General features: G+C 51.6%; 18 protein-coding genes. 8 read left to right on the top strand and 10 right to left on the bottom strand.

Translation table 11 applies throughout. From position 1 onward, the window contains the following. Nucleotides 1-147 precede the first annotated feature (147 nt). Nucleotides 148-1,578: an amidohydrolase gene (locus tag BLX24_RS07470; protein WP_177225812.1), complete on the top strand. Its 1,431-nt coding sequence runs from the start codon at nucleotides 148-150 to the stop codon at nucleotides 1,576-1,578. A gap of 97 nt (nucleotides 1,579-1,675) precedes the next feature. Here the strand turns inward: BLX24_RS07470 and BLX24_RS07465 are convergent, their stop codons facing one another. Beyond that, nucleotides 1,676-1,840, bottom strand: coding sequence for a lmo0937 family membrane protein (locus tag BLX24_RS07465; RefSeq protein WP_143092598.1), 165 nt, complete (start codon nucleotides 1,838-1,840; stop codon nucleotides 1,676-1,678). Between the two features lie 326 nt (nucleotides 1,841-2,166). On the opposite strand from BLX24_RS07465, the gene recG reads away from it, so the two are divergent. Beyond that, nucleotides 2,167-4,341: an ATP-dependent DNA helicase RecG gene (gene recG, locus BLX24_RS07460; RefSeq protein WP_083421849.1), complete on the top strand. Its 2,175-nt coding sequence runs from the start codon at nucleotides 2,167-2,169 to the stop codon at nucleotides 4,339-4,341. A 194-nt stretch (nucleotides 4,342-4,535) separates the two neighbouring features. After that, nucleotides 4,536-5,336 (top strand): transposase, encoded by an 801-nt coding sequence (locus tag BLX24_RS07455; RefSeq protein ID WP_071502489.1) that lies wholly within the window; start codon nucleotides 4,536-4,538, stop codon nucleotides 5,334-5,336. Nucleotides 5,337-5,619: 283 nt separating this feature from the next. Here BLX24_RS07455 and dacB read toward each other — a convergent pair whose 3' ends face one another. Then, a complete protein-coding gene (dacB, locus tag BLX24_RS07450) occupies nucleotides 5,620-7,047 on the bottom strand; it encodes a D-alanyl-D-alanine carboxypeptidase/D-alanyl-D-alanine endopeptidase (RefSeq protein ID WP_310590773.1) in 1,428 nt (475 codons plus the stop codon). 274 nt (nucleotides 7,048-7,321) lie between these two features. Here dacB and BLX24_RS07445 point away from each other — a divergent pair, with 274 nt between their 5' ends. The 4 genes from BLX24_RS07445 to BLX24_RS07430 all read left to right on the top strand — a co-directional run bounded on the left by BLX24_RS07445 (nucleotide 7,322) and on the right by BLX24_RS07430 (nucleotide 11,836). Continuing rightward, nucleotides 7,322-8,761, top strand: coding sequence for an MBL fold metallo-hydrolase RNA specificity domain-containing protein (locus BLX24_RS07445; protein ID WP_071502487.1), 1,440 nt, complete (start codon nucleotides 7,322-7,324; stop codon nucleotides 8,759-8,761). Between the two features lie 50 nt (nucleotides 8,762-8,811). Then, nucleotides 8,812-9,765, top strand: coding sequence for an acetyl-CoA carboxylase carboxyltransferase subunit alpha (locus BLX24_RS07440; protein WP_071502486.1), 954 nt, complete (start codon nucleotides 8,812-8,814; stop codon nucleotides 9,763-9,765). 168 nt (nucleotides 9,766-9,933) lie between these two features. After that, entirely contained in the window at nucleotides 9,934-10,581 is a 648-nt protein-coding gene (locus BLX24_RS07435) for an HAD family hydrolase (protein WP_071502485.1), read from the top strand. 97 nt (nucleotides 10,582-10,678) lie between these two features. Next, entirely contained in the window at nucleotides 10,679-11,836 is a 1,158-nt protein-coding gene (locus BLX24_RS07430; RefSeq protein WP_071502484.1) for a site-2 protease family protein, read from the top strand. Nucleotides 11,837-11,839: 3 nt separating this feature from the next. Here the strand turns inward: BLX24_RS07430 and radC are convergent, their stop codons facing one another. The 3 genes from radC to BLX24_RS07415 form a co-directional block, all read right to left on the bottom strand. Then, entirely contained in the window at nucleotides 11,840-12,535 is a 696-nt protein-coding gene (gene radC, locus BLX24_RS07425; protein ID WP_071502483.1) for a RadC family protein, read from the bottom strand. 125 nt (nucleotides 12,536-12,660) lie between these two features. Further along, nucleotides 12,661-12,921, bottom strand: coding sequence for a 30S ribosomal protein S20 (gene rpsT, locus BLX24_RS07420; RefSeq protein WP_071502482.1), 261 nt, complete (start codon nucleotides 12,919-12,921; stop codon nucleotides 12,661-12,663). 180 nt (nucleotides 12,922-13,101) lie between these two features. Continuing rightward, a complete protein-coding gene (locus BLX24_RS07415; RefSeq protein ID WP_071502785.1) occupies nucleotides 13,102-13,500 on the bottom strand; it encodes a Dabb family protein in 399 nt (132 codons plus the stop codon). Nucleotides 13,501-13,590: 90 nt separating this feature from the next. On the opposite strand from BLX24_RS07415, the gene BLX24_RS07410 reads away from it, so the two are divergent. Then, the gene (locus BLX24_RS07410; RefSeq protein WP_071502481.1) at nucleotides 13,591-14,604 is read left to right on the top strand and encodes a zinc dependent phospholipase C family protein; all 1,014 of its coding nucleotides are present in this window, start codon (nucleotides 13,591-13,593) and stop codon (nucleotides 14,602-14,604) included. Between the two features lie 55 nt (nucleotides 14,605-14,659). Here the strand turns inward: BLX24_RS07410 and BLX24_RS07405 are convergent, their stop codons facing one another. From BLX24_RS07405 to BLX24_RS07385, 5 genes are all read right to left on the bottom strand, one after another. Next, the gene (locus BLX24_RS07405) at nucleotides 14,660-15,718 is read right to left on the bottom strand and encodes a peptidoglycan DD-metalloendopeptidase family protein (RefSeq protein ID WP_071502480.1); all 1,059 of its coding nucleotides are present in this window, start codon (nucleotides 15,716-15,718) and stop codon (nucleotides 14,660-14,662) included. 85 nt (nucleotides 15,719-15,803) lie between these two features. Beyond that, nucleotides 15,804-16,757, bottom strand: coding sequence for a thioredoxin-disulfide reductase (gene trxB / locus BLX24_RS07400; protein WP_071502479.1), 954 nt, complete (start codon nucleotides 16,755-16,757; stop codon nucleotides 15,804-15,806). A 221-nt stretch (nucleotides 16,758-16,978) separates the two neighbouring features. Beyond that, nucleotides 16,979-18,868 (bottom strand): OmpA family protein, encoded by a 1,890-nt coding sequence (locus tag BLX24_RS07395; protein ID WP_229201731.1) that lies wholly within the window; start codon nucleotides 18,866-18,868, stop codon nucleotides 16,979-16,981. An 89-nt stretch (nucleotides 18,869-18,957) separates the two neighbouring features. Next, complete coding sequence (locus BLX24_RS07390) at nucleotides 18,958-19,581, bottom strand: 7-carboxy-7-deazaguanine synthase QueE (RefSeq protein WP_071502477.1); 624 nt, start codon at nucleotides 19,579-19,581, stop codon at nucleotides 18,958-18,960. Nucleotides 19,582-19,658: 77 nt separating this feature from the next. Next, the gene (locus tag BLX24_RS07385; protein ID WP_083421848.1) at nucleotides 19,659-25,826 is read right to left on the bottom strand and encodes a fibronectin type III domain-containing protein; all 6,168 of its coding nucleotides are present in this window, start codon (nucleotides 25,824-25,826) and stop codon (nucleotides 19,659-19,661) included. Nucleotides 25,827-25,915: the final 89 nt, after the last annotated feature.

Raw genomic sequence — 25,915 nt, 5'->3', positions numbered from 1 at the left:
GTATAAACTGCATAGTGGCTGGCGCTTTGTTTGGGTAGAATGCCTTATTTTGGGATAATATTACTTTGTTTCCGGATTTTGGAACCTGTGAGATTCTAACTTAATCTAAACATGAAACTTTTTCATAAACCAGGGTCAGTGTCAATAATGATGCTGGCAGCGACGACGTTAACCTTCGGGCAAGCCAAAGTTACGAAAGAGCAGCAGGAGGTAATTGCAGGCCTGGATGCCAAAAAAGCGCATTACGGGACTATAGCCCATCAGATTTGGGATTGGGCCGAAGTTGGCTATCAGGAATATAAAAGCTCAAACCTGCTGCAGGATGAGCTGAAAAAAGAAGGATTTACCGTACAGGCCGGTGTTGCTGAGATTCCGACCGCATTTGTGGCTACCTATGGTAGTGGTAAACCGGTCATTGCGATCCTGGCGGAGTATGATGCCTTGCCGGGAATCAATCAGGATGCCTCACCGGAGCGGAAACCGGTTGAGGGGAAGAAAGCCGGGCACGCCTGCGGGCATCACCTGTTTGGTACGGGATCGTCGGCGGCGGCCATTGCGGTGAAAAACTGGATGCAGAAAACGGGTCAGAAGGGTACGATCCGCCTCTATGGCACACCGGCCGAAGAAGGCGGGTCAGGAAAAGTGTACATGGTTCGGGCTGGTTTGTTCAGCGATGTTGATGTGGTGCTGCACTGGCACCCGGCCGATTCAAACGGGGCTGACGGCTCAACGTCGCTGGCTAATATTGCCGGGAAGTTCCGGTTCCGCGGCATTTCGGCCCACGCCGCTGCTTCGCCGGAGCGTGGCCGTTCTGCGCTTGATGGTGTAGAGTCGATGAACTACATGGTCAACATGATGCGCGAACACATCCCGTCGGATACGCGGGTACACTATGTGATTACCAAAGGTGGTGAAGCGCCAAACGTTGTACCTGACTTTGCCGAAGTGTATTACTATGCCCGTAATAAAGACCGTGCCATTGTACAGGATGTCTGGAAGCGGATTGTGAAGGCCGCAGAAGGAGCTGCTCTGGGTACGGAAACAAAAATGGATTACGAAATCATTGGCGGTGTATATAACCTCCTGCCGATTGAGACACTCGGTCAGTTGATGCATAAAAACCTGTCGGTTGTGGGGGGCGTAAGCTACACGCCGGAAGAAGAAAAATTCGCGGAGAAAATCGGGGAGTCGTTCGGAGCTACGTTTGGCTCCATCAAAAAGCCGGGTGAAGCAGCTACCGTTTCGCCGTTTGCGATGCGGAACGATGCCGGAGGCGGATCAACCGACGTAGGTGATGTGAGCTGGGCCGTTCCGACAGTCGGGATGCGGGCAGCTACGTGGGTGCCGGGCACTGCGGCGCACAGCTGGCAGGCGATTGCGGCCGGTGGTACGGATATCGGTACCAAAGGCATGATGGTAGCTGCCAAATCGCTGGCACTGACAGCCATTGATCTGTACAAAGACCCGGCGTTGATTCAGAAAGCCCGCGAGGAGTGGATCAAGGCACGCGGCGGTCTGGAGTATAAATATGAAGCCCTGTTAGGCAACCGTAAACCGGCACTGGATTACCGGAAATAACCCGGCAGGTTGGCCGGAGACCGGAATGATCTAAGAAAGCCGCTGAATACTGGTTAAACCAGTATTCAGCGGCTTTTGATGTTATCAGGTAGTGCGTTTATACCGGTGAATTCCCGCGAATCACACGTAACAGAATCATGATGATAGCAATGACCAGCAATGCATGGATCAGATTACCTAAACCGAAGCCGCCGAAGCCCAAAAATCCGATGAGCCAAACGATGATCAGAATCACGGCGATTGTATACAGAAGATTTCCCATAACGTTGATAATGAACGGTTGGATAGCCCGTTGAGTATCGGATAGAAAATTCTGTGCCAAAGTGTAAAAAGACCCTTTCTGCGCTTAAATCGGGGTTTCAGGTCTGTATGTTGTCGGAAAACTACAACGAACTCACCACAATGTTGGGGAAGTTTTTACGCATTCATATCATAAAGTGTCAATGTTTGGCAGATGGGCTATCATAAGCCTGCCGGATCATCGTTGTGTTAACCGATAGCATAGCTGTTAGGCACAGACGGGGAGAGCCAATAGCCCCGAAAAACCGAAAAATGATGTAAATTTGACAAAAACAGGGAGCAATACGCATGAATGAAACGGGCACAAATGACGCTGATCAGTCCGGTGTTGCACCGGCAGGACCAAACCGGTCTACAGAGCGTACGCCTACTTTTTTTGATACCCGCATTGAGTTCCTCCGGGGAGTAGGGCCGCAACGGGCCGAACTCCTGAATAAGGAGCTGAATATTTTTACATACGGGGATTTACTGCAACACTACCCGTTCCGGTTTGATGACCGGACACGTTTTTATACCATCAGCGAACTGGACGAAAGTCTGCCTGCCGCCCAGGTGCGGGGGCGCTTACGGGATTGGTATACCGAAGGGGAGGGGTCCAAAAAACGGGTTGTGGCTACCTTTACCGATGGTACCGGCAGTATGAGCCTTGTTTGGTTTCAGGGACTGACCTGGCTGGAAAAAACGCTCCGGCGGGAAGGTGAATATGTGGTCTATGGCAAACCGCAGCCGTTTAACGGCCGCTACAGCATCGTCCATCCCGAACTGGACAATATTCATCCGGATCATGAACTGGAAACGGGTATGGTACCGGTGTATAACCTGACCGAAAAACTGCGTAAGCGCCACCTCGACAGTAAGGCCATCGGCAAGATTATGCGGACGCTGCTGGAAGGCGCATGGCCGCATCTCCGCGAAACCTTACCCGATGAGCTGATACAAAAATACCGGCTGATCGGTAAACGGGAAGCGCTCTGGAATATCCATCTGCCGCAGAGTCCGGCATGGCTCCGGCAGGCCGAACGCCGGCTGAAATTTGAAGAATTGTTTTACAACCAGCTCCGGCTGATTTCCAATAAACTACTCCAGAAGGAAGAGTATCCCGGACAGGTATTTGCCAATACGCAGTTGCTCAAGCATTTTTACGAACACCTGCTGCCTTTCCCGCTGACCGGTGCGCAAAAACGGGTGCTGAAAGAAATCCGGACCGACTTTGTGAGCGGTAAACAGATGAACCGCCTGTTGCAGGGCGATGTGGGTAGTGGTAAAACGATTGTTGCGTTTATCGCCATGCTGATGGCCATTGACAACGGCGCTCAGGCCTGCCTGATGGCCCCAACCGAAATTCTGGCCGATCAGCATTACAACGGTCTGAAGCCCTTTGCGGATGCCATGGGCCTGAATATCTCTATCCTGACGGGGTCTACTACCACGAAGCGGCGCAAAACCCTGCATCCCGAACTACAGGAGGGCAAAACACACATCATCGTGGGGACACATGCCTTGCTGGAAGATGCGGTACAGTTCAAAAATCTGGGGCTTTGCATTATTGATGAGCAGCACCGGTTCGGGGTGGCTCAGCGGGCTAAAATGTGGGCTAAAAATCCGGTTATTCCGCCGCATATTCTGGTAATGACTGCGACCCCGATCCCGCGTACATTGGCTATGACGTTGTATGGGAACCTCGACATTTCGGTAATTGACGAGTTACCGGCTGGCCGAAAGCCTATCAAAACCGTGCACAAATACGATAAACACCGGTCGGAGATCTTTGGGTTTATGCGCCAGGAAATCGAGAAGGGCCGGCAGGTGTATGTGGTTTATCCGCTGATTGAAGAATCTGAAAAGCTGGACTATAAAGACCTGATGGATGGCTTTGAGAGCATACAGCGGGCCTTCCCACGGCCGAAATACGAGATTGGTATCCTGCATGGAAAAATGCTGCCTTACGAAAAGGACGACGAAATGCAGCGTTTCCTGCGTCACGAAACCCAGATTCTGGTGGCGACAACGGTTATCGAAGTGGGGGTAAATGTGCCGAATGCCAGTGTAATGGTTATCGAAAGTGCGGAACGGTTCGGCCTGTCGCAGCTGCACCAGTTACGGGGCCGCGTGGGTCGGGGCAGCGAACAGTCGTACTGCGTGCTGATGACCGGCTACAAGCTGAGCTCGGATACGAAAACCCGGATTGAAACCATGGTGCGGACCAACAACGGCTTCGAAATTGCCGATGTCGATCTTCAGCTACGTGGTCCGGGTGACCTGACCGGTACCCAGCAAAGCGGCCTGATGGACCTGATGATTGCCGACCTCGCCAAAGATGGTCCGATTCTGACCGCCGCACGGGAGTCTGCCCAGAAGATACTGGACGAGGACCCTCATTTTGTGCTACCCCAAAACGCGCCCATCCGGAATCACATTGACGCCTTGGGCAAAAAAGAAAATAACTGGAGCCGCATCTCGTAGGGGCGACTCCATGTGGTCGCCCGATTTTGACGGGATATGGTGGTCGCCGGCTTTAGACGGGATATGGTGGTCGCCCGATTTTAATGAAAGACGCCCACCCGGCTTTAATGAAAAACATGGCAAAGTTTTCATGGTTAAGTATCTGTCCTCAACATAACCCGTCAAAATGCAGGTATTAACTGAACCTGCATTTTATGACTTATCGCCGTTCCATTCGTCTTCCTGATTATGACTATGCTCAGGAAGGGGCCTATTTCATAACGATCTGTATTCAACATCATGAACATCGGTTAGGGTATATTTCTAACGATGCAATGACTCTGTCGCCAGCCGGGGAAATGGTGATGACATGGTGGCAGAAGTTGCCCGAAAAATTTCCGGACATCGAACTTGGCGCATACGTTGTCATGCCCAACCATTTCCACGGCATCATTATAAACGTAGGGGTGACCCCACGTGGTCGCCCGCAAGATGATGCGAAAGACAACGGATCATGCCACCACGAAAAAAATAATGTAGGGGCGACCCCACGTGGTCGCCTGACCGATGAAGTCCAGTGTCACAATATGATGCATATTGATTTGGGCGACGACGCGGGGCTGGACCCTGCACGTGATTTGGGCGACCACGTGGGGTTGGACCTTGCACGTGATTTGGGCGACCACGTGGGGCTGGACCCTGCACGTGATTTGGGCGACGACGCGGGGCTGGACCCTGCACGTGATTTGGGCGACCACGCGGGGCTGGAGCCTGCACGTGATTTGGGCGACCACGTGGGGTCGCCCCTACGGGACATTGTTGGTTGGTTTAAAACAATGACAACCAACGAATATATCCGGAATGTAAAACATAACGGCTGGCCAAGGTTTGACAAACGACTCTGGCAACGGAATTATTATGAACACATCATCCGGACTGATCGGGCATTTAACAATATCACGACATATATTATCGAAAATCCACAACGCTGGAGATCTGACCGGTTATTCTCGTAGGGGCGACCCCACGTGGTCGCCCTGATTAAGCGTAAAACCAACAACCCCACGTGGTCGCCCTGATTAAGCGTAAAACCAACAACCCCACGTGGTCGCCCTGATTAAGCGTAAAACCAACAACCCCACGTGGTCGCCCTGATTAAGCGTAAAACCAACAACCCCACGTGGTCGCCCTGATTATGCGTAAACCAACAAGCCACGTAGCCGCCCTGATTATGCGTAAACCAACAACCTCATATGGCAGGAAACTCCGTGTGCGTTGGGCGGCCACGTGGGGCCGCCCCTACAGGTCTACCAACAACGCCATCAGGCGCTCTAATTGATTACCGACAGCGCGGCTTTGGCCAGGGGTGTATTTGTTGATCATGACCGAAAATGACATCAACTCACCGCTTTTGGCGGTGAAATATCCGGCATAGGCGCGGACGCCTTCAATCGTGCCGCTCTTGGCCCGCACATTGCCGGCGGCAGGGGTGTTCCGCGCCATGTTTCGCACGGTCCCTGTCTGGCCAACAACCGGAATGGTTTCGTAAAACTGCGGGAACACGCGCTCACGGCCCATCGCGGCCAGAATGCCCGTCATGTTGTCGGCCGTTAACGCCCCGACGGTCGATAAGCCGCTTCCGTCGCGGATACGGAAACCGTCCAGGTTGGCCCCTTTGCTGCGCCAGAAACGTTCAACTGCCTCTACGGCGTCAGCAACCGACCGGGTTTTCGGGTTAATCTGGCGGGCCGCCGTCCGGAGCAGGGCCTCGGCATAGAGGTTAATGCTCTGGAAATTGGTTTGCTGCGCCAGTTCCAGCAAAACCGGCGATTTGTACTGGTGCAGTACAATGCGTTTCGGAACGACTTTGGCATCTGGCCGGCCGGTTTTCACTGCGTCAGGCCATGGCTGATCGGGGCGGACAGCAACGGGCGGGTTCAGGATGCGAACGCTGTCATTACGGAGCTGCCCGGCCAGGGCAAAGGCTACATACTGTGCCGGATCCGGTAAAGACCCTTTCACTGCAAATTCAGAAACCCCCATGGGTACTTTGCCGGTAAGCCACTGCTGCTCAGCAAACGGCGCCCCGTAAATATTGACCTGATCACCGGTGCCGGCCTTATCCGTTGTTACGCGGTTGATGAGTGTCAGATAAGGCAGGGCGGGCTCGGTGCGGAGAACGGTTGCGGGACTGTCAACGGTTTTGCCGGGACGGAAAATAACCCGGTACAGGTTTTCATTGAAGTTGAGCGCACTTAGGCCGGCACCATAGTAATTCCCCAGATCGCCCCAGGGCCAGGTATCGGGTGTGGGCAGGTCGTCATACAATGCCGCATCACCAATCACAACGCCGTCAATACGTTTTATACCAGCCTTTCTGACCGCGTCTGACCAGATCAGTAAGAGGGTGTTTGCATCAGGATAACCCGTATAGCGCCAGGTACCCAGCGAGGGGTCGCCTGAGCCACGCAGGTACAGATTACCGGTCAGGGTACTATCCCTGATGATCCCGTCGTATTCCAGCGTAGTCGTATAGGTAAAGTTAGGCCCAAGGGTAGCGAGTGCCGTAGCGGTTGTGATCAGTTTCAGGGTAGAGGCCGACGACAGGCTTTGTCGGCTGTTGTAACCGACCAGACTTTCGCCGTCGCGGACGCGCCGGACCGAGAGCGCAACGGTGCCATGGCGGGCAAGCGGTCCGTTCTGAAACTGATCCAGAAAGGTCAGCAACCGTTGCGTGGCGGTTGAGTCACTGGCTGTAACCTGATTTTGGGTGTTTGATAAATTTTGTGCACTGACCTGGCCACATAACCAACAGCTTAACAACCAATAGGCAAGAGATTTAACTTTTCGTATGTGCATCTGGAATAAAACAGGGGTTAGGAAATCGCCCCGTTAGTCGTAACTTTGCAAAAGTAGCGGTTTTTCGCACGCCGGACTTGTGTTTAATCAATCTCATTAACGCGACACATTGACGATAGATTACGACGTTTAAGCTGAACGCATGAAGTTATCATTTTTGGGGGCAGCCCGGCAAGTTACCGGCAGCATGTACCTGTTGGAAACTGAGGATGACTACCGTATCCTGATCGACTGTGGGTCTGACTTAGAGCGTTCCAACGGCCAAACGCCTCCAACTGCACCAATTACTGGCGGACATGCCACGGGATTTTTTCCCTTTGAGCCCTCCAGTATTCACCTGGTCCTGCTGACTCACGCTCACGTGGATCATTCAGGCAACTTGCCAAACCTGTATCGGGAAGGATACGAAGGGCAGATTCTGTGTACAGAAGCAACACATTCCTTAACCGAATTGCTGCTTAAAGATGCGGCTTCTCTGAACCAGAAGCGGATCAACGAACTCAACGCCAGCAAAAAAAAGCGGGTGAAAGATCGGCAGCAGCAATTACAGAAAGATTTATACCTTGATAAACAGGTTCGGGAAACCATGGAAAACGTGGTTTCTATCCAGTTTAACCGGCGCTTTCGGGTTAATGATAGTGTAGATGTAACCTTTATACCGGCGGGTCACCTGCTCGGGGCAGCGCATATTGTGCTTAATATCCGTGAAAACGGCGAACGGAAAAGTATTTGTTTCTCCGGCGATATCGGCCGGAAAAATTATCCGTTGCTGACCGATCCGGCCCCCGTACCGCAGGTAGATTATCTGGTTTGTGAAAGTACGTATGGCAACCGCCTGCACGAAGACCTGAAAAAACCGGAAGAAGCACTCGCCGATGTGATTAAGCGTACCTGCATCGACATTCCGGGCCGGCTGATTATTCCGTCGTTTTCGGTGGGCCGTACGCAGGCGCTGCTGTATACGCTGAATAAGCTCTATACCGATTACAATTTCCCGCCGATCAAGGTTTTTTCCGATAGTCCGCTCGCGCTGGAAAGCACGCGGGTTTACGAAAAAAACATCCGGTTACTGAACGCCGATGCGCGTGAGTTTTACGAAGAGAACGAAAGCCTTTTCGACTTTGAAAACTTTCAGTATCTGGAGTCGGCTAAGGCAAGTAAAGCCATCTCGAACCACTATGAGCCGTGTATCATCATCTCGTCTTCGGGCATGGTACAGGGCGGACGGGTTGAATACCACGTAGCGAACAACATCAGCAACCCGTATTGTACGATTCTGATGATCGGCTATTGTGCAGAAGGAACGTTAGGCTGGCGGCTGCTCAACGGGCAATCGACCCTGACCATTAAAGGCAAGGAACACGCCGTTATGGCGAATATTGAAAAAGTGGACGTATTCAGCGGACACGGCGACCGCGACGATCTGATGCGATTTGTCGGTATGCAGTCGACCCAAACCCTGAAACAAGTATTTTTGGTCCACGGTGAGTACCCAAGTATGGAAGCCTTTCAGCAGACGCTGACCGAAGCAGGATATGCCAACGTCACGATTCCGAAAAAAGGCGACAGTTTTGACTTATAAGTGAGTGGCGGGTTAACGCCCCCACGTCGTCACTGACTATTTACCAAACGATGAGAACGTACTTAGATTTTGAAAAACCGATAGCAGATCTGGAAGCGCGGTTGACCGAAACCAAAAAACTGGCCCAGCACTCAGGCGTAGACGTAAGTGATGCGGTAGACGTACTGGAGCAAAGTATTGATAAGCTTCGGCGTGAAATTTTCGAAAACCTGACCCGCTGGCAGCGTGTTCAACTGTCCCGTCATCCGGACCGGCCTTATACACTGGATTATATCTCATTGATGTGTGACCAGTTTATTGAGCTGCACGGCGACCGTACGGTGCGCGATGATCCGGCGATGGTTGGTGGTTTCTGCGATATCGACGGACAAACAGTGATGATCATCGGTCAGCAGAAAGGCCGGAACACCAAGCAGCGTCAGCACCGGAACTTCGGGATGCCCAATCCGGAAGGCTACCGGAAAGCGCTTCGCCTGATGCAGATGGCTGAGAAGTTCCGGAAACCGATTATTACCTTTATTGATACACCGGGGGCTTTTCCGGGGCTGGAAGCCGAAGAACGGGGTCAGGGAGAAGCCATCGCCCGCAACCTGCGTGATATGATGACGCTCAAAGTGCCGGTGATTTGTATCGTTATCGGCGAAGGGGCCTCAGGCGGTGCGTTGGGCATCGGCATCGGTGACCGTGTGATGATGCTCGAAAATACCTGGTATTCGGTTATTTCACCGGAAAACTGCTCGACGATCCTCTGGAGAAGCTGGGATTATAAGGAGCAGGCGGCCGAAGCGATGAAGCTGACCGCCCGTGATATGAAAGATGCCGGCCTGGTAGACGGTATCATCGAAGAACCGGTTGGTGGTGCTCATAACGACCATCAGGGTATGGCGCAGATTCTGAAAAGCGTGATTCTGGCTACCCTCGACGAACTGAACGCCCTGAGTCCTCAGGAGCGTATTAATCAGCGGATTGATAAATTCTGCTCAATGGGCGTTGTTCTGGAGTAAAACCGCAACCGCAACAGACAGAAACGGATCATACTATAGTGGCACAGTGAGTGGTTAACCCCGCTTGTTGTGCCACTGTTCATTTAGAGCACGGCGATTTAATCGGTAATCATACCGAAAAACTAAACTTTACCTTACCTTAGGGGCGATTCTCAACATCTTTAGACAATGTCTTCAATACTGACGCAGCCTAACCTCCGGAATATCATTTTTGACCTTGGCGATGTTATCATTCCGATTGATCTGAGCGCTCCCATCCGCAATTTTGCCATGTTGGCTAACCTCTCTGAAGAGGAAGTGACTACGCTCTGGCAGGAACACAATCAGATAATGGCCTACGAAACAGGCCTGATCGACGACCAGGCGTTCCGGCAGCATGTCAGGGATTTGCTGAAACAGCGCGGAGTCGCATCGGATGACTGGGCGGATGAAGTAATTGATACCGCCTGGAATACGATTTTGCTGGATCTGCCGGTTGAGCGGGTAAAACGCATTCAGCAGCTGCAGGGCAAATACCGCCTGTTTTTGCTGAGTAACACCAGCCCGATTCATATCCAGCGGGTAAATCAGATCCTTACTGATCTGGACCTTCCGGTTCTGGACGATTTGTTTGAGCGGGTATTTTACTCGTATGAGGTTCGTCTGGCCAAACCGGCACCTGAGATTTATACCTATGTGTTGCAGGAAGCCGGTCTTGAGGCCGATGAAACGGCATTTCTGGATGATAACTATGCCAACATTCAGGGTGCCTTGTCGGTTGGTATACATGCTACACACGTACAGAAGCCATTGACGATTCTGGATTATCTGGCGTAGCCGGCATCTGGTGTGCTGCATTTTTGTGGAGTAATAGCGCATATGACCTCTGGTGCAGGCGTTATGTACTCATCGTCTTTTTCCGGTATTTTGACTCATGAATCCCAACGTAAAAAAAGTACTCATACACGGCGGATTATTTTTAGTAACTCTCCTCACCACCACCTTAGCCGGTGCCGAATGGATATACGGCCGTTTTCCGGACATGCCTAAAGGATTTCCCTCACTAACCCTGGATGAAATACGGACCGGCTTTCAGTTTTCCATTCCGTTTCTGACTGTACTGACGGTACATGAGTTCGGGCATTATTTTACCGCAAAAGCCAATAGAGTCAGGGTGACGCTGCCGTTTTATCTGCCGTTCTGGCTGGGTATGTTTTACATCAACAGCATCGGTACGTTCGGGGCGTTTATCCGCATTCAGGACTATATCAACAGCCGCAGAAAGTATTTCGATATTGGCATTGCCGGGCCGCTGGCCGGGTTTGTGGTGGCGATTGTGCTGATCTGGTATGGTTTTACGCATTTGCCGCCGATCGATTATATTTTCAAAATCCATCCGGAGTATAAGAAATTCGGACTCCGCTATGGGGAGTATGCCTATCTGAATCTGCCCGAAGGAACAGCCATGAAACTGGGCGACAACCTGATTTTCTGGTTTTTCAAGACATATGTAGCCGATCCGTCTCGGTTACCGCACCCGTACGAAATGGTACATTATCCGTATTTGCTGGCGGGTTATTTGTCGTTGTTTTTTACGTCGCTGAACCTGTTGCCGATCGGGCAGCTGGATGGGGGGCATGTTTTATATGCGCTGATCGGCTCAAAACGACACCGCCTGATAGCGCCGGTTTTATACGTCCTGTTCATGTTTTATGCTGGTCTGGGCTTGTATACGGTTGACACGTTTTCGACCGCGAGCGACGAAGCGTTTTACAAAGAGCTCATGAATCTGGGCATTTACATTTTGTTTCTTTACATCTGCTTTTACCGCCTGACTGAAGACCGAGGAATGACCTGGGTACTTGCCTTAAGTATGGTATTAGTGCAGTTTGGCGTTACATGGCTGTTTCCTGCCGTTCGGGGCTATTCCGGGTTTCTGGCGTTCGGGTTTTTATTGGGGCGATTTATTGGCGTATATCACCCCGAAACCGAATTACAGGAGCCACTGGACACAAAGCGCAAGGTGCTGGGCTGGCTGGCACTGATTGTTTTTCTGATCAGTTTTAGTCCGGCACCGTTTGACTTTTTGTAGGGGCTATAAAATTCCTTCATCGGCAAAGCTGAAATAGGCTTTGTCGGTGAAAATCAAATGATCGAGCACCGGAATATCGAGTAGTTTTCCGGCTTCGCGTAGCTTGCGGGTCAGCTCTTTATCGGCCTGAGAAGGCATCCGGTTCCCGGACGGGTGATTGTGGCTTAGAATCATACCGCTGGCCAGATGTTCGAGGGCGAATTTAAAAATCATCTTTGGGTCTGCTACGGTACCCGATACGCCGCCTGCCGAAACCTGAACAGGCCGTAGTACTTCGTTAGCCCTGTTCAGGAGTAATATCCAGAATTCTTCGTGGGGTTTATCAAGCAGATGGGGCACCAGCTCTTCATAAGCATCACGCGAGCAGGTAATCCGGCGGCGTTGTAACCGGTCCTGCTCTTTCCGTCGCCGGCCGAGTTCGAGTGCGGCAATAATGGTAATGGCTTTGGCCTCGCCAATCCCTTTGAATCGGGACAGGTCTTTTATGCTCAGCCGTGCCAGCTCATTCAGATTGTTACTGACACTCTGCATGATGATGCGCGAAACATCAACCGCAGACAGCTCGGCTGTCCCGGACCCGATTAAAATGGCAATAAGTTCGGCTTCAGATAAGGCAGCTTTGCCTTTATACATCAGTTTTTCACGCGGGCGGTCTTCTTCGGCCCAGCTTTTAATACTTCCGGGGTTTTCGTAAGGCATTGCAGGTATGTTGTCAGTTCGTCTGGTTTTGACGGATACCTTGCCGGAAGGGCACAAAAAAACCGGTCATTGAGATACCAATGACCGGTTTTATATGAATGTGAAAAGCGTAAACGCTGATCAGATTAAGCCGTAGCCAGTTTGTTTACGTAGCGAGCCAATTTCGATTTGTTATTAGCTGCCTTGTTTTTGTGAATGACGTTGCGTTTTGCCAGTTTGTCCAGTGCTGAAGCTACCGTTTTGAACAGTTCAACTGCCATTGCATGGTCGTGTGTTTCACGCAGTTTTTTTACCAGATTCCGGGTTGTTTTGTGCTGGTAACGGTTCAACAACCGTTTCTTGGCACTTGACCGGATCGCTTTCTTTGCCGATTTATGATTTGCCATTGTGTATTATAACGAATTTCCTGATTTCGCGAAAAGGTCTGCAAAATTACTTTTTCCTGATGGAATTGCCAACTATTCGCAAGAAATTCTTTGGCAAGCTGCTGATTCTATTCAGGATATTCATCAATTACCCTGTGCGGAGCGAACGGATAAACATCCTGAATCAATCCCAACTCCTTATTAAGGTTGAATTTCTGCGTTTACAACAAGGACCTTCTCCCAGTTCTCCTGGTTATCCTGAACGAACTCTTTGTAGGCCGCACTTTTTTCAAATTTTTTCATGTCCTCCTCGCTCTGGAATGTCAGATAATGCATGACATCGTAACCTTCAGAGGCCTTTCCCGTCAGAATAGTGCGTCCGGCAGAGTAGTTTACAATCTCCTTAATTTCATGCTTTAAACCGGCAAAGTCATGCATATGGTGTTCAATTGCCCGATTTTCAATCCCGTTTTTGAACTTTATGCAAAAAATCTGCTGTTTTTGGGCTTTTCTTGCAGGAGAGTATGCACCGTAGATTAATAATGCTAATACGCTGAAAAGTACTAAAACGAGTGCGTAGCCTTTGGTTTCGCGTTTCATTGTTTTGGTATTTTTTATGTTTTTCAAAATATTGTTCTGTTTGTCACAGTACTTTATTTTGATAGTCTAATTTTATCTTCGTAAAGTACTATGTTGGTTCAAAGGTATCTGTTTTTTATTTGGTTGTATGCATCCGTACAAAATTTTTTTTCAGTGGCCCGTGCTGAACCACTGAAAAAGCCGCAGATTATTTGGGGATTTTACGCACATCAACAAATAAACCGGTTGGCGGTATTTACGCTTCCGCCGGAAATGATGCCGTTTTTTAAAAAGCATATCGGCTTTCTGACCGACAATGCTGTCAATCCGGATAAACGCCGGTATGCGGTTGTCGGCGAGGCACCGCGGCATTTCATTGATCTGGATATGTATCCGGATACATCGGCGGATGCCTTGCCCCGGTATTACAAAACGGCCGCTGACCGTTTCGGAGAAGACACACTGGCAATGCATGGGATTGTGCCGTGGCATATTCAGCTGGCGAAGTACCAGCTGACCGAAGCGTTTCAACAGAAGAATATACGGAAAATCCTGCGCCTGGCCGCTGATTTAGGGCATTACATTGCAGATGCCAATGTGCCGCTGCATACGACCCGCAACTACAACGGGCAGCTGACCGGGCAGCATGGCATTCATGGCTTCTGGGAAAGCCGTTTGCCGGAGCTGTTCAGTGCTGAATATGATTTCTGGGTCGGGCCGGCTTCATACGTTTACTCGCCTCAGAAAGCCGCCTGGCGGGCGGTGTTTAACGCACACGCAGCCCTGGATTCTGTACTCTGTTATGAGGATGAGGTCACCCGGCAGGCAGGAGACCGGAAGAAGTTTGGTTTTGAAGATCGTAACGGGGCATCGGTCAAAGTGTATAGTGCGGATTTTTCGCGGCAGTACCATGAACGCCTGAAAGGACAGGTAGAGCGGCAGATGCGGGCGTCGGTCAAAATGGTGGGCGATTTCTGGTATACCTGTTGGGTTGATGCGGGCCAGCCTGATTTGCGTAAACTGGCCGAAAAAGAATTGACAATAGATGAAAAAGCGGAAGAAGAAGAAACCGAAAAACGCAGCTGGATTAAACGACTGCTGCATATCCGGAGCGAGGATGAGTGAAAAAAGCCCTGCCTACGGTTAGTGTAGACAGGGCTTTTTCTGAGAGTGCCGGTAGTTAATTGACCCGGAGTTTCTGGCCCGGCCGCAAACGCGACCGTGAGGATAAATGATTTTTGCGGGCAAGGGTCGACACCGAAAGGCCGTAACGACCGGCAATCGACGATAAGGTTTCGCCCGGGCGAACGCGGTGAAGTACCGTACGTTTAAAGCGGGTAGGAGTGCCGCTACTGCCTGACCGGCCGCCGCGCAGGTAATCCCATGCGCTGCTGGTCAGCAGAAAATGCTCGCCTACAACCTGATTTTCCGGAAAACGGAAAACGTTAAGCGGACTGAACGGATTACCTTCGTAGCGGGTTTCGAAATGCAGGTGAGCCCCGTAACTACGGCCTGTATTTCCACCCAGACCAATCTGATCGCCTGCCTTTACCAGCTGACCTTGTTCAACCAGCTGTTTGGACAAGTGACCATATAACGTTTCCAGACCATTATAATGCCGGACAACCACAAAACGGCCATAACCATTGCCGTTCCAGCCAACGACACGGACAATGCCATCAAAGGCTGAATAAACCGGATCGCCGGTTTCGAGGTCCAGGTCGGCGCCTGTGTGCCAGCGGCCCCACCGGTAACCGAAGTTAGAGGTTAGCTTACCCTCCTGCAACGGGGCCGACCAGAAGTGGTTCGCGGGCGGGTCATATAACTTGATATCGATGGTTTCGTCGAACTCCAGCGGGTCAAGGCCATATGGGTTGATGATGTTCGAATCCCAGACCTGGTAGTATTCGGCAATTTTAACCCATTCGTCACCTACCTGAACAGAATCAACTACTTCGACAACTTCAATTTCGCCCTGGTCGATCATGCTGGTGTCTTCTGCAACAACGGGATTGACCTCTTTCTTTGGCTCGAATTGGTTATTGAAACGTAAGTTGGTTGTTTCCTGCTCAAATACTTCAACGGGTTTTGCCGGTGTTTGGGCTGCCGGGAAATTCGGGTTGTTTTTGGGTTTAATGTTGGGCGTTTTTTTAAACAAGCCGCGTTCCTGGGCCTGCACGTTGGCGGTAACGCAGCAACCACCAGCGGCCAGAAGGCATAATAGAATTAGTTTTCTCATCCTTTTCAGATGGGTTTACAGGGGGCTGTCGGGGCTGGCAGACAAATCAGTCAGGGAAACAGCCACCTGTAAACGGAGTTTGGGGTTAATGTACAAGCTGCTCCTGAAACTCAAGCGTCACCAGATACCGCTCAGCATCCAGCGCCGCCATACAACCCGTACCGGCTGCCGTAATGGCCTGACGGTAAACATGGTCCTGCGCGTCACCACAGGCAAATACACCCGGAATATTGGTCCGTGTACTGCCTTTTTCTGTAATAATATACCCGTTCTCGTCGAGCGTCAGGTAGTCCTGGAAAATTTCTGTATTGGGCTTGTGCCCGATGGCAACAAAGAAGCCGGTAGCCGTAATGTCTGACTCTTCGTTCGTAACGATGTTCCGTACCCGAACACCGCTTACTTCCTCATCACCCAGTACCTCAACTGTTTCGGTATTCCAGTGAATATGAATGTTTGGCTTTGCCATTACCCGTTGCTGCATGAATTTCGACGCACGCATCTCGCCCCGACGAACCAGCATGTGTACATTACGGCACATGTTCGACAGGTAGTGGGCTTCTTCAGCGGCGGTATCACCGGCACCGACAATCACAACATCCTGACCACGGAAGAAGAAACCATCGCAGACCGCACACGCCGAAACGCCGCGACCATTGAGCCGCATTTCTGACGGCAGGCCCAGCCATTTCGCCGAAGCACCGGTCGAAATAATAACGGTATCGGCCGTAATCTCATGCTGATCGTCGACGATAGCGCGGAACGGCCGCTCTGAAAAATCAACTTTAGTCACTAAACCATAGCGTACATCCGTGCCGAAACGACGCGCCTGGGCTTCAAAGTCCTGCATCATAACAGGGCCCTGAATACCGTCGGGATAACCCGGGAAGTTTTCAACATCGTTTGTAATCGTCAGTTGGCCGCCCGGTTGCGGACCCTGATACAGGATGGGACTCAGGTTTGCGCGTGCGGCATAAATTGCTGCTGTATAACCGGCCGGACCTGAACCAATAATAAGGCACTTAACGTGTTCTGGAGTCATGGTAGGTAAGTTGTCTGCCATTTGATAAACTATTTGTTCACTTATTTACAGTGATGTACTCCGACAACGTATGCAAAGTTGAAAAAATTTCATTGAGAAACCAAGCTGTTTGGTGGAGTGATGGACAGTAAAAAGGTGAATTTGTACAAATCAATGAATTGTAATAAAAAGCGTCTTCCCCCGTCCGGAAAACTTTTTCCGGACGGGGGAAGACGCCTGAATTATAGCACATGCCATTCAATCCGGCGATTGAGACGGCGGTTTTCTTCGGTTGTATTCGGCACTAAAGGTTTGGTTTCGCCATAGCCGGTTGCCTGGATACGTCCTGCTTCGATACCAGCTTTGGCCAGATAATCAACTACGGCCTGTGCCCGTTTTTTTGACAGGTTCAGGTTGGTAGCAGCCTCACCCTGATCGTCGGTGTGGCCGGCAATTTCGATCTTAACGGTCGGATTGGTTTTCAGGAAATCCACCAGCCGGCTAAGCTCCGTGCGGGATTTGTCGGCCAGATCATAACGGCCCGACTCAAAGAAGATGTTGTTCAGCGTTTCCCTGGCCGCATCTTTCCCGGTGCTAATCGGTTCGAGCGGTACGCTAAGCGTCAGACCGTCGCCTTTGGTTTTCCGGGTGAAATCAAACGAAAGACTTTTAAAGAGGTAACCGGGTACGCTGACATACAGGGCATATTCGCCGCCGCTCGGCAGCACCGATGTGTACTGACCCGTTTGGGCATCGGCCGTAATGCGGTTAATCACCTGTTTGGTTGCCAGGTCAATGAGCTCAATGGTGGCGGGCAGCGGTTTTTTTGTCCGTGCATCCACGATGGTGCCTTTCAGATAACTGACCGGTTTCACCCGTTCGCGCAGGGACTCCGGAAGGTCGAACATATACAGGCGTGATTTCTGCGAAACCCCTTCTTTCTGCTCCTCATACGAATAATAGGCGCGGGTGCCATTGGCCGTTACAAACAGCGATGCCTGATCATCAGCATTGTTGATGGGATAGCCCAGGTTCACCGGCTGCGACCAGCTTTTCGGTGCATCGGTTCCGGTCGGGTTATCCGACACAAACAGGTCATACCCACCCATGCCAACGTGTCCGTCCGAAGCGAAAAACAAGCTGCGGCCGTTGGCATGGATAAACGGAGACGCTTCGTTGAACGGCGTATTTACCGGAGCACCGAGGTTGACGGGCGTCTGCCAGTTGCCATCCGGATCGAGGTCGGTGCGCCAGACATCACGTTTGCCAAGCCCGCCCGGACGGTCCGACACAAAATACAGGCGACGGCCATCGGCTGAAAGCGATGGCTGTGACTCATAAAAACGACTGTTGACAACCGGACCTAAATTCTGCGGTGCCGACCACTCGCTGCCGGTTTTGCGGCTGACATACAGATCACAGCCGCCAAGGCCGGCGCGGTTCTGACAGGCCGTGTAGACCAGCATCCGCCCATCGGCCGATAAACTGGCCGTCCCTTCGTTGTCGGGCGTATTGATGGCCTGCGAGATCGAAACAGGCGCATTCCAGGTTTCACCGGTAAAGGTGGATACCTGCAAATCTTCGTCGCCTTCGGCTTTGAGCGCCGTGAACACCAGCGTTTGTTCGTCGGCGGTCAGTACCGGGAAATATTGGGAAAGCGTTGTTTGCAGGGTAGGGGATACCGGCCTTGGCGTAACCGACTGCGGGTTCTGCATGGCTTCCTGCCCGAATTTTGCGGTTGCGATCAGGCGCTGAATCCGAGAAGCCTGGGCCGATTGTGGGGCAAAGGCGGTCAGGTAGCGTTCCAGCACGGGCAGGGCTTCGGCATACCGCCCCTGCCGCATTAGCAGCGACGAAACCGACTGGAAGGCGACGCCTGTCACGGCCGGATCGGGTTGCAGCCGGATAGCGTTCTGAAACGATGCCAGGGCCGCCTCATACCGTTTCCGGAATTCGTAGAGCTGACCCAGTTTGATGTGTGCATCCAGAAACTCGGGCGACCGTTTGATGGCTTCCTGCATAAAGGTAATGGCCTCCTCCGGCTTCCGCTCGGTGAACAGCTTATTACCCTGAACATAGAGATCACGGGCTTTCGAATCCTGCGCATGGGTTGGGCAGGGTGCATAGAGCATGGTGCATAAGGCCAGTATCCTCAGCCCGCTTCGCCACGCCCTGTGCCCTATGCTCTTTGCGCTAAGCACTACGCCCTCAGCCCCGGCTGTCAGGGAATATCCATGTACTTGTGTGTTTGCAACGAAACCTGCCATTGCGGATTACTTTTTACGTATTCAACGATGAGGGGCAACATTTCGTTTGTCCGGCTCCATTCCGGTTGCAAAAACAGGCGGCAATCGGGCCGTAAATGCGGAACGAACGACTCGGCAAAGGCAAAGTCTGATTTGTTATAGATGATGACTTTCAGCTCGTTGGCCTGTGCATAGATGCCCGGATGCGGTTCCTTGAATTTTTTGGGTGAAAAGCAGATCCAGTCCCACGAACCTGTTACAGGATAGACGCCGGAGGTTTCGATATTGGTCCGGAAGCCGGCCGTTTGCAGGGCGTTTGTGAGGCCGGTGAGGTCGTGCATGAGCGGTTCGCCGCCGGTGATTACGGCCATGCGGCCAGAATATTGCAGCGCTCCGTCCAGAATGGTATCAATGGACAGTTGCGGATGGAGGCCGGCGTCCCACGATTCCTTTACGTCGCACCAGTGGCAACCCACGTCGCAGCCGCCGAGACGGATGAAGTATGCCGCGCGGCCTGTGTGTGCGCCCTCTCCCTGCAGGGTGTAGAACGCTTCCATGACCGGCAGTGTATGCGTAGTTGTTTGTTGTTCAGTAACCATGCCGCAAAGATACGACATTCCGGCGGGTTGCCGGTGAAAAGCACAGGCGGCCCCCACGGGCCGCCTGTGGTATTGGTTTAGAAGCCGAGTTGTAGCCGGGCCCCGCTGCCGGTGCTGATCCGGCCCTCGGGCCGGTAGATGATTCGTTTGCCGTAGCCGGTTGTGTTGGCCGGGACGGTCACACTATGCCGGATTTCGAGCACATCGCTGCTGTTTGGTACCCGCCGCTCTGACCACGTATCTGGGTTATCCCAGTTGCCGGAGGTGACGGTGTACATGGTGTAGGTAGCTGGCGGGGTGATGATATAAATATTGGAGCTACCCGCATATCCCGGCAGACAACCGGACGCCGGGATACTGATAGTATAGAACGTATTAGGTTGAAGGTCGTTCAAAGTTAAAACAGAATTGTTACCTATCATTGCCTGTTTATAGAGGCTTTCACTCAGAGGTTTATAATAAAGTTCTGTAAAAACCGTCTGAGGTTTGTCTGATTCATAACTCAACCGTAATGTAATACTCTCCGGTGTTAATTTGCTTACAAGCAAACCAGTATTTATGAAAGTACAACTATTGCTGGTTTGTATGTTAAATGTATACGACCAGGGGGCGGCATCACAAATAAATCTGACCTGAAATTCATACGTTGTGCCTGATAGTAAGTTTGACACCACATAGTGATTAGTCGTCGCTGTTGCATTACCTGCCCAGGTTGTCGTTCCCGACGGACGCCACCGGATTTCGTACTGTGCTCCCTGTGCAGGCCCTCCCCAAACCAGATCTATGGCAGTTGTACCAGTCCATAACTGATTTACAAAGCCGACAGTACCGCATTGCGTTGTGAATACCCGTGATGATGAATAGCCTGAAAGAGTTCCGTCTGAACAAATCACCTGTATTTGCCATTCGTACGCTGCGCCGGTTGTTAACGAAGGCAGGGTGTAAAACATATATCCGTGGATGGATGAGATGGGAGCAGACGATGTTATCCAGGAGGATGTCCCGACTCGTCTCCACCGGAGTTGATATTGTACGCCAACCTGACTATACCAGTATATTTCTGCCTGCGTAGGATTTATGTATGTTTCTCCCCTGGAAATATTACTATTGCAGAATGTAGTAAAGGTATTTATTGGGGAGAAAGGGGCCGTGAAGTCTACACTACAATTATTCTGCACCCGCCATTCGTACGTTGACCCGGAGGAAAGCCCTATAATCTGATATTTGCTTTGGGTAGTCGTAAAGCTTGTCCATTCTGAGATTCCAAGTGGGCGCCATTGTACGGTGTAAAACAAGGAAGTATTACCATAGTACCATTCCAGGACAGCCGATCCGCCCTCAAGACTATATAGAGACATGCTGTTCGAATTCACAGGGGGGCAGGTGCCTGTCGTAAAGCTGTAAACCGATGACCATGGGGATTCGCTGCCGGGGCTACAGAGTGTCCGTACCTGCCATTCATAGCCGGTTTGTTGCGTCAGCCCGGTCAGGCTTGCTGTATTTGACGTCACGGTGAGACTATAAGGCCAGGTACTTGAGCCTTTGGGTCTGTATTGTACCGTATAGGTTATATTTGTCCCCAATGATTCCCAATAGATACCGCCAAATGAATTATTGGTACCGCCATAGGTTGGTGCAGTGCAGGTAATGGTAAATGTTCTTGGAGAAGAAAGAGATGCCGTAATCCCGTCGGGACAAATCGTTTGTACCTGAGCGGTATAAACCTCCCCGTTTGTTAGTCCTGTCAACGAATAGGGAGACCCTGTTAAGCTGCTTATCGTTGTAGACGTTGGTGAGGAGATATTCCGGTAGATAAGCCGGTATTGTGTACCATTTCCATATGTGTTCCAGTACAATGTGGCCCGATTACCAGCGGTTAAGACATTGTATATGTAGGACGACGAACAATAAGTAGTGAAACTATTCGTGACCGAAAAAGGTGAACTGTCCTGTGCGGAGCATATTTTCTGCACCTGCCATTCGTACGTTGTATTGCCTGATAACCCGGTCAGGTTGTAGGAACTTCCGGTAATACCCGTGACAGCTGTCCAGGTACTGCTACCGCGAACCCGGTAGCGGACGCTATAATTGACTCCCGACGGCCCATTCCAGGAAACAGTTATTCCTGTTGATGTACCACTTCCCCAGCTCAGGCCATCAGGAACACCACAGGTAGCTGTAAACTGACGGGGAGCAGTAAAGGCAGATGTGCTGCCGTCGGCGCAGATGGTCTGAATCTGCCATTCATACGTTTGTTCTTTCGTCAGGTTCTGCAGCGTATACGAGCTGCAGCATATATTCGTTAGCGACGTCCAGGTGGTAGCACCAACAGCCCGCCAACGGATATTGTAGGTAAGCGAATTGCCGGCAGGTGTAGAGAGATAACTCCAATAAAGCGTCGCTTTATCAGCGGCTAGTTGTTCAGACTGATTAAATGGTACCGGGCAGACCATGGTAAATGTCCGTTCTGCCGACCATTCGGATAAAGCGCCGTCCGGGCAAACGGAGCGAATCCGCCATTGATAGGTTTTGCCGTTTTGCAGGTTGTTCAGGTAGTAGGATGAACAGCAGTGATTGCCTGACTCGTTCCAGGTGGACGCGCCGGTTTCCCGCCATTGGATCCGGTAATTGTTGCCGGAGACATAGGCCCACCCTAAGTAAATCGATGCATAGGTTTGGTTTGACTCGGTCAGGCTGGCAGGAGTTGTGCAGGGAACAGAAACGGGTAAACTCCCTGCGGTTTCCATGACGCCGCAACGGTTCGTGGCATTACCAATGGTATAGGTCGCTGATTGATACGTTGTCGAGGTAAATGTGTAGGGAGACGTGCTCATCCCTACAAAGGTCCACCAGGAAGAACCATTGCGGTAAACTGTAAAATTCCACGGGGATTGCCCGGTTAAGGAAACCGAAACAGGAAAGGTTTGGCCGGCTGTCAGGCTAAGCGGAGTCGAAGAAATCGTAGCCATTCCACAGTAGGGGGTCCGGAATGTGGCCGGAACCGCCCATTCGGAGGACTGGTTATTCGCACAGTTTGTCTGCACCTGCCACTCATAGGTTTGATTACCGCTCAGGCCGGTAAGTATATACTGCGTGTCGGTTACCGATACCGGGGATGACCAGGCCGAACTCCCCTGAATCCGCCACCGTACCAGAAAACTGTTGACCGTAGCGTCACATTGCCAGGTAAGCTGATACTGGCTACCAACAATAGAATTGGTTGCAGACGTTAAGCCCGTTGGCACCGGACAGCTACACGTCGATTCAATCGTCAGCGGTGTTGCCGGTGTATCGGTCAGCGCCGGACTGGACGAAACAACGCGCAGTTGATAATCAGCACTGGCCGGTATGCTGGCCGGAACCGTAACCGTTAATGACCCGCCACTGGTCCCCGTAACCGAACCTAGATTGGTAGGCGAGGTGAACGAGCCGTTATTGTCAGATAATTGCAGGGAAAAGACATTATCCTGGCTAAATGGAATGGTGGTCGCAAAACTGACCACCAACGGTGCATTATAACAGACCGGCTGCGTGCGTTGGGTAATCTGGACGGTATTGGTGCTGTATACATTCAGCAAAAAATCTTCCGTTTCACTATAAGTATAGTTGCCACACGGATCATAGGGTATTGTGCCAAAAGCGACAACGACGCGCATTGGTAGCGGCCCTGCCGTTGTAGACGCCGGGATAGTCAGGCTGCCGGAAAAAGAGGTAGTTACCGGCGAAGGGGTAGCAAAAACACGTTCGCTGGTTTCATAAATTCCGTTCCGGTTAACGTCCAGCCAGATGCAGATTCCTTCATAGTATGATGAACTGAGCAACGTTCCGCTGAATGAATAAGGGCGTCCGGCTGTAACGGGTACATTGATTCGTGTATTGGTGCGATAGCCGGCAGGCGAACAGCCCTGGCTTTGGGTGATTGCCTGATTATTAAACGTAAAGCTGTTAAGCCCGTCATTATCAGAACAACCATACGTTGTAATGGGGCGGCAGGTCCCTTGTGTATAAAAACTAACCGGACCCACGTACGTCTGGCTTCCGGTAGGTGTACACAGGCTGCGCACCTGCCATACATAACCTATTCCCTCGCGCAGGCCCGTCAATGAATAGGTATTGGTGGTCAGTCCGTCAACCAGATTCCAGGTACCGCTGCTCTCGGGTCGCCACGCCAGATCATACGTACGGCCTTCGCCGGCAGACGACCAGCTCAGCATGGCCGATGATGCCGTAATCTGGCTGGTAGTCAGAGAGGTGGGAGCAGGGCAGACCGTTGCAAAAGCAGAACCGGCATACACCGATGTCCCGTTGGCACAGACTGCCCTGACCTGCCACTGATAACCGGTGCCGGCTGTAAGGTTAGTAAGCTGAAAACGGGTTGCCGATAAACCGGATACGATTGTCCAATCGCTGGCATCCTGTGTTTTCCAGCGGAGTTCATACGAAAACGCTTCTGAGGTCGCATTCCAGCTCAGCTGCGCCGATGATGTCGTAAGACTGGTGGTGTTAAGTCCGGTTATAGTTGGGCAGGCATTCGCCGGAGCGACTTGTATCGTGTAATCTTCGGTCTCGCCGTAGGTGTAGGTATCACAACCGGCAGAAGGGAAATACCCTCTCACGCCGGCAATGCGTATGGCAAGTGGCCCCGCTGCCAGACCGGCCGGTATCGTAAAGCTGGCTGAGAAGTTTCCTGTTCCGCCGGTTCCGACCAGGCGCTCGTTGCTCCCGAACTGTCCGTCGCGGTTCAGATCGAACCAGATCGCTACGCCTGTGAACAACAATCCATTCAAAAATTGCCCGGTAATCGAACAGGTTTGTCCGGGCACCACCGAAACAGAGGTGGTCGGGAACTCCTGATACGCATTGGGCGAACAACCTGATTGAACACTCAACGTAGCCCCGTTAAGCTGGATGCTGTTGAGGCCATCGCCGAGCGCACAGCCAATACCGGGAGTCAGTGTGCAGGCAGGGGCCGCGCTGATAGTGGTAACAGCTACGTTGCTCAGGGCCCCGAGGGTGGTATTCGACGGGCGGACACGGTAGTAATAGGTGCCTGCACGGCCGGTTCGGGCATCGGTGAAGCTGGTCACGTTCGGGGCGGTTCCGCCGATCTGGATAAACGGCCCTTCCGGAGATGAGGCGCGTTCGACAAAAAAGCCCATTTCGTTGGTGCTGTTATCCCGCCAGCTCAGGATAACGTTTCCGGTCATACCTGCGAGAGCGGTCAGCTGATTCGGGGCGGCGACCGGCGACGGCGGAAAGTCGAGCGTATAGGCAGAATGGCTGAGCCGCAAGGCCAACCCTGCTTCCATGCGGTCGTATTGCCCCTGCGTGAAATCATGCGTACAGGAGTTGTAATACGACATGATGTTGGTCATCGACGGAGAATACGTCATGCCTTTCGGATCAGTAGCGGTACCGGTATAAACCAGACAGTCGTTTTGATAACTGATGTTGGAGCCTGAGCGGCCATATGGATCTGCCGGCGTATCGCACAATAAATCACCGGCAGTCGTACAGTTGGCACTATCGCCTCTGGTCACAAGCTCGGGTGTAGAACCGGTGCTGCCCTGAAAGGTATGATACAGGTTAAAATTATGGCCTAACTCGTGCGGAATCAGGAAATTCCCCAGCGTGTTCTCGGTTGTCGGCGTGGCCAGAATAAACGAACGCGTTGTCCCGAGGGTGTTATCCGGAAAATAGGCATACCCCTGCAGGCCACCAGTGGTAAAGGCGTTGACAAAATACATGTTCAGGGCGTTGGTCGCATCCCGCCCGTCGACACCACCTTCGTTGAAGTCGGTAAAGACCTGAAACATGGCATCGTTGTCGATATAATCCGGGGAGGTACCGGCCAGATAGAACTGGATGCCCACACCATTTTTCTGGTAATAGCTGTTTGTCAGGGCAATGGCATTGTTCATCCGGCCGAGGTCGAAACCGCCCTGGCCCGCTGCCGTGCGGAAAATATGCGGCCGGATCGGTACGTAATGAATACCGGTAAACGCTTTATCAGTGGATTTCCTAAGCTGAAAGGCTAGTTTAGCCATTTTGTCAAGCTCCTTTCGCTGAAACTCGCTCAGGTCCGGCGAGGCACAAAATGTACTGTCTTTCGCTTTGGTGATACGAAGCTGGGCAACCCCTGGCGTGATGCACCCAACAAAGAACAACAGACAGCTAAAAACGGAAACAAAAAAAGGAGTAGCACAACGGAAAAACCGTTTGCGCAAACAGGTAGACGTGGGCATGTATAGTGGATGAGTAGAGGTGTATAATCAAATTAACTGAATGGTAACGACTGGTCTGGATAGCTGGAAGTATCTGAACGTCTGATATG

The sequence above is a fragment of the Arsenicibacter rosenii genome, from assembly GCF_001870735.1.
GTDB classification, from domain to species: domain Bacteria; phylum Bacteroidota; class Bacteroidia; order Cytophagales; family Spirosomataceae; genus Arsenicibacter; species Arsenicibacter rosenii.
The sequence above is the reverse complement of the archived record's forward strand: the minus strand, read 5'-3'. Positions and strand labels throughout refer to the sequence as shown.

What these genes read in the sequence shown, in the direction of transcription:
- BLX24_RS07445 (WP_071502487.1), top strand. Translation starts at nt 7,322, where the DNA reads ATGAAGTTATCATTTTTGGGGGCAGCCCGGCAAGTTACCGGCAGCATG.
- rpsT (WP_071502482.1), bottom strand. Translation starts at nt 12,921, where the DNA reads ATGGCAAATCATAAATCGGCAAAGAAAGCGATCCGGTCAAGTGCCAAG.
- BLX24_RS07415 (WP_071502785.1), bottom strand. Translation starts at nt 13,500, where the DNA reads ATGAAACGCGAAACCAAAGGCTACGCACTCGTTTTAGTACTTTTCAGC.
- BLX24_RS07405 (WP_071502480.1), bottom strand. Translation starts at nt 15,718, where the DNA reads ATGAGAAAACTAATTCTATTATGCCTTCTGGCCGCTGGTGGTTGCTGC.
- BLX24_RS07410 (WP_071502481.1), top strand. Translation starts at nt 13,591, where the DNA reads ATGTTGGTTCAAAGGTATCTGTTTTTTATTTGGTTGTATGCATCCGTA.
- BLX24_RS07395 (WP_229201731.1), bottom strand. Translation starts at nt 18,868, where the DNA reads ATGCTCTATGCACCCTGCCCAACCCATGCGCAGGATTCGAAAGCCCGT.
- BLX24_RS07430 (WP_071502484.1), top strand. Translation starts at nt 10,679, where the DNA reads ATGAATCCCAACGTAAAAAAAGTACTCATACACGGCGGATTATTTTTA.
- BLX24_RS07440 (WP_071502486.1), top strand. Translation starts at nt 8,812, where the DNA reads ATGAGAACGTACTTAGATTTTGAAAAACCGATAGCAGATCTGGAAGCG.
- BLX24_RS07385 (WP_083421848.1), bottom strand. Translation starts at nt 25,826, where the DNA reads ATGCCCACGTCTACCTGTTTGCGCAAACGGTTTTTCCGTTGTGCTACT.
- BLX24_RS07470 (WP_177225812.1), top strand. Translation starts at nt 148, where the DNA reads ATGATGCTGGCAGCGACGACGTTAACCTTCGGGCAAGCCAAAGTTACG.
- trxB (WP_071502479.1), bottom strand. Translation starts at nt 16,757, where the DNA reads ATGACTCCAGAACACGTTAAGTGCCTTATTATTGGTTCAGGTCCGGCC.
- BLX24_RS07455 (WP_071502489.1), top strand. Translation starts at nt 4,536, where the DNA reads ATGACTTATCGCCGTTCCATTCGTCTTCCTGATTATGACTATGCTCAG.
- BLX24_RS07390 (WP_071502477.1), bottom strand. Translation starts at nt 19,581, where the DNA reads ATGGTTACTGAACAACAAACAACTACGCATACACTGCCGGTCATGGAA.
- BLX24_RS07435 (WP_071502485.1), top strand. Translation starts at nt 9,934, where the DNA reads ATGTCTTCAATACTGACGCAGCCTAACCTCCGGAATATCATTTTTGAC.
- BLX24_RS07465 (WP_143092598.1), bottom strand. Translation starts at nt 1,840, where the DNA reads ATGGGAAATCTTCTGTATACAATCGCCGTGATTCTGATCATCGTTTGG.
- recG (WP_083421849.1), top strand. Translation starts at nt 2,167, where the DNA reads ATGAATGAAACGGGCACAAATGACGCTGATCAGTCCGGTGTTGCACCG.
- radC (WP_071502483.1), bottom strand. Translation starts at nt 12,535, where the DNA reads ATGCCTTACGAAAACCCCGGAAGTATTAAAAGCTGGGCCGAAGAAGAC.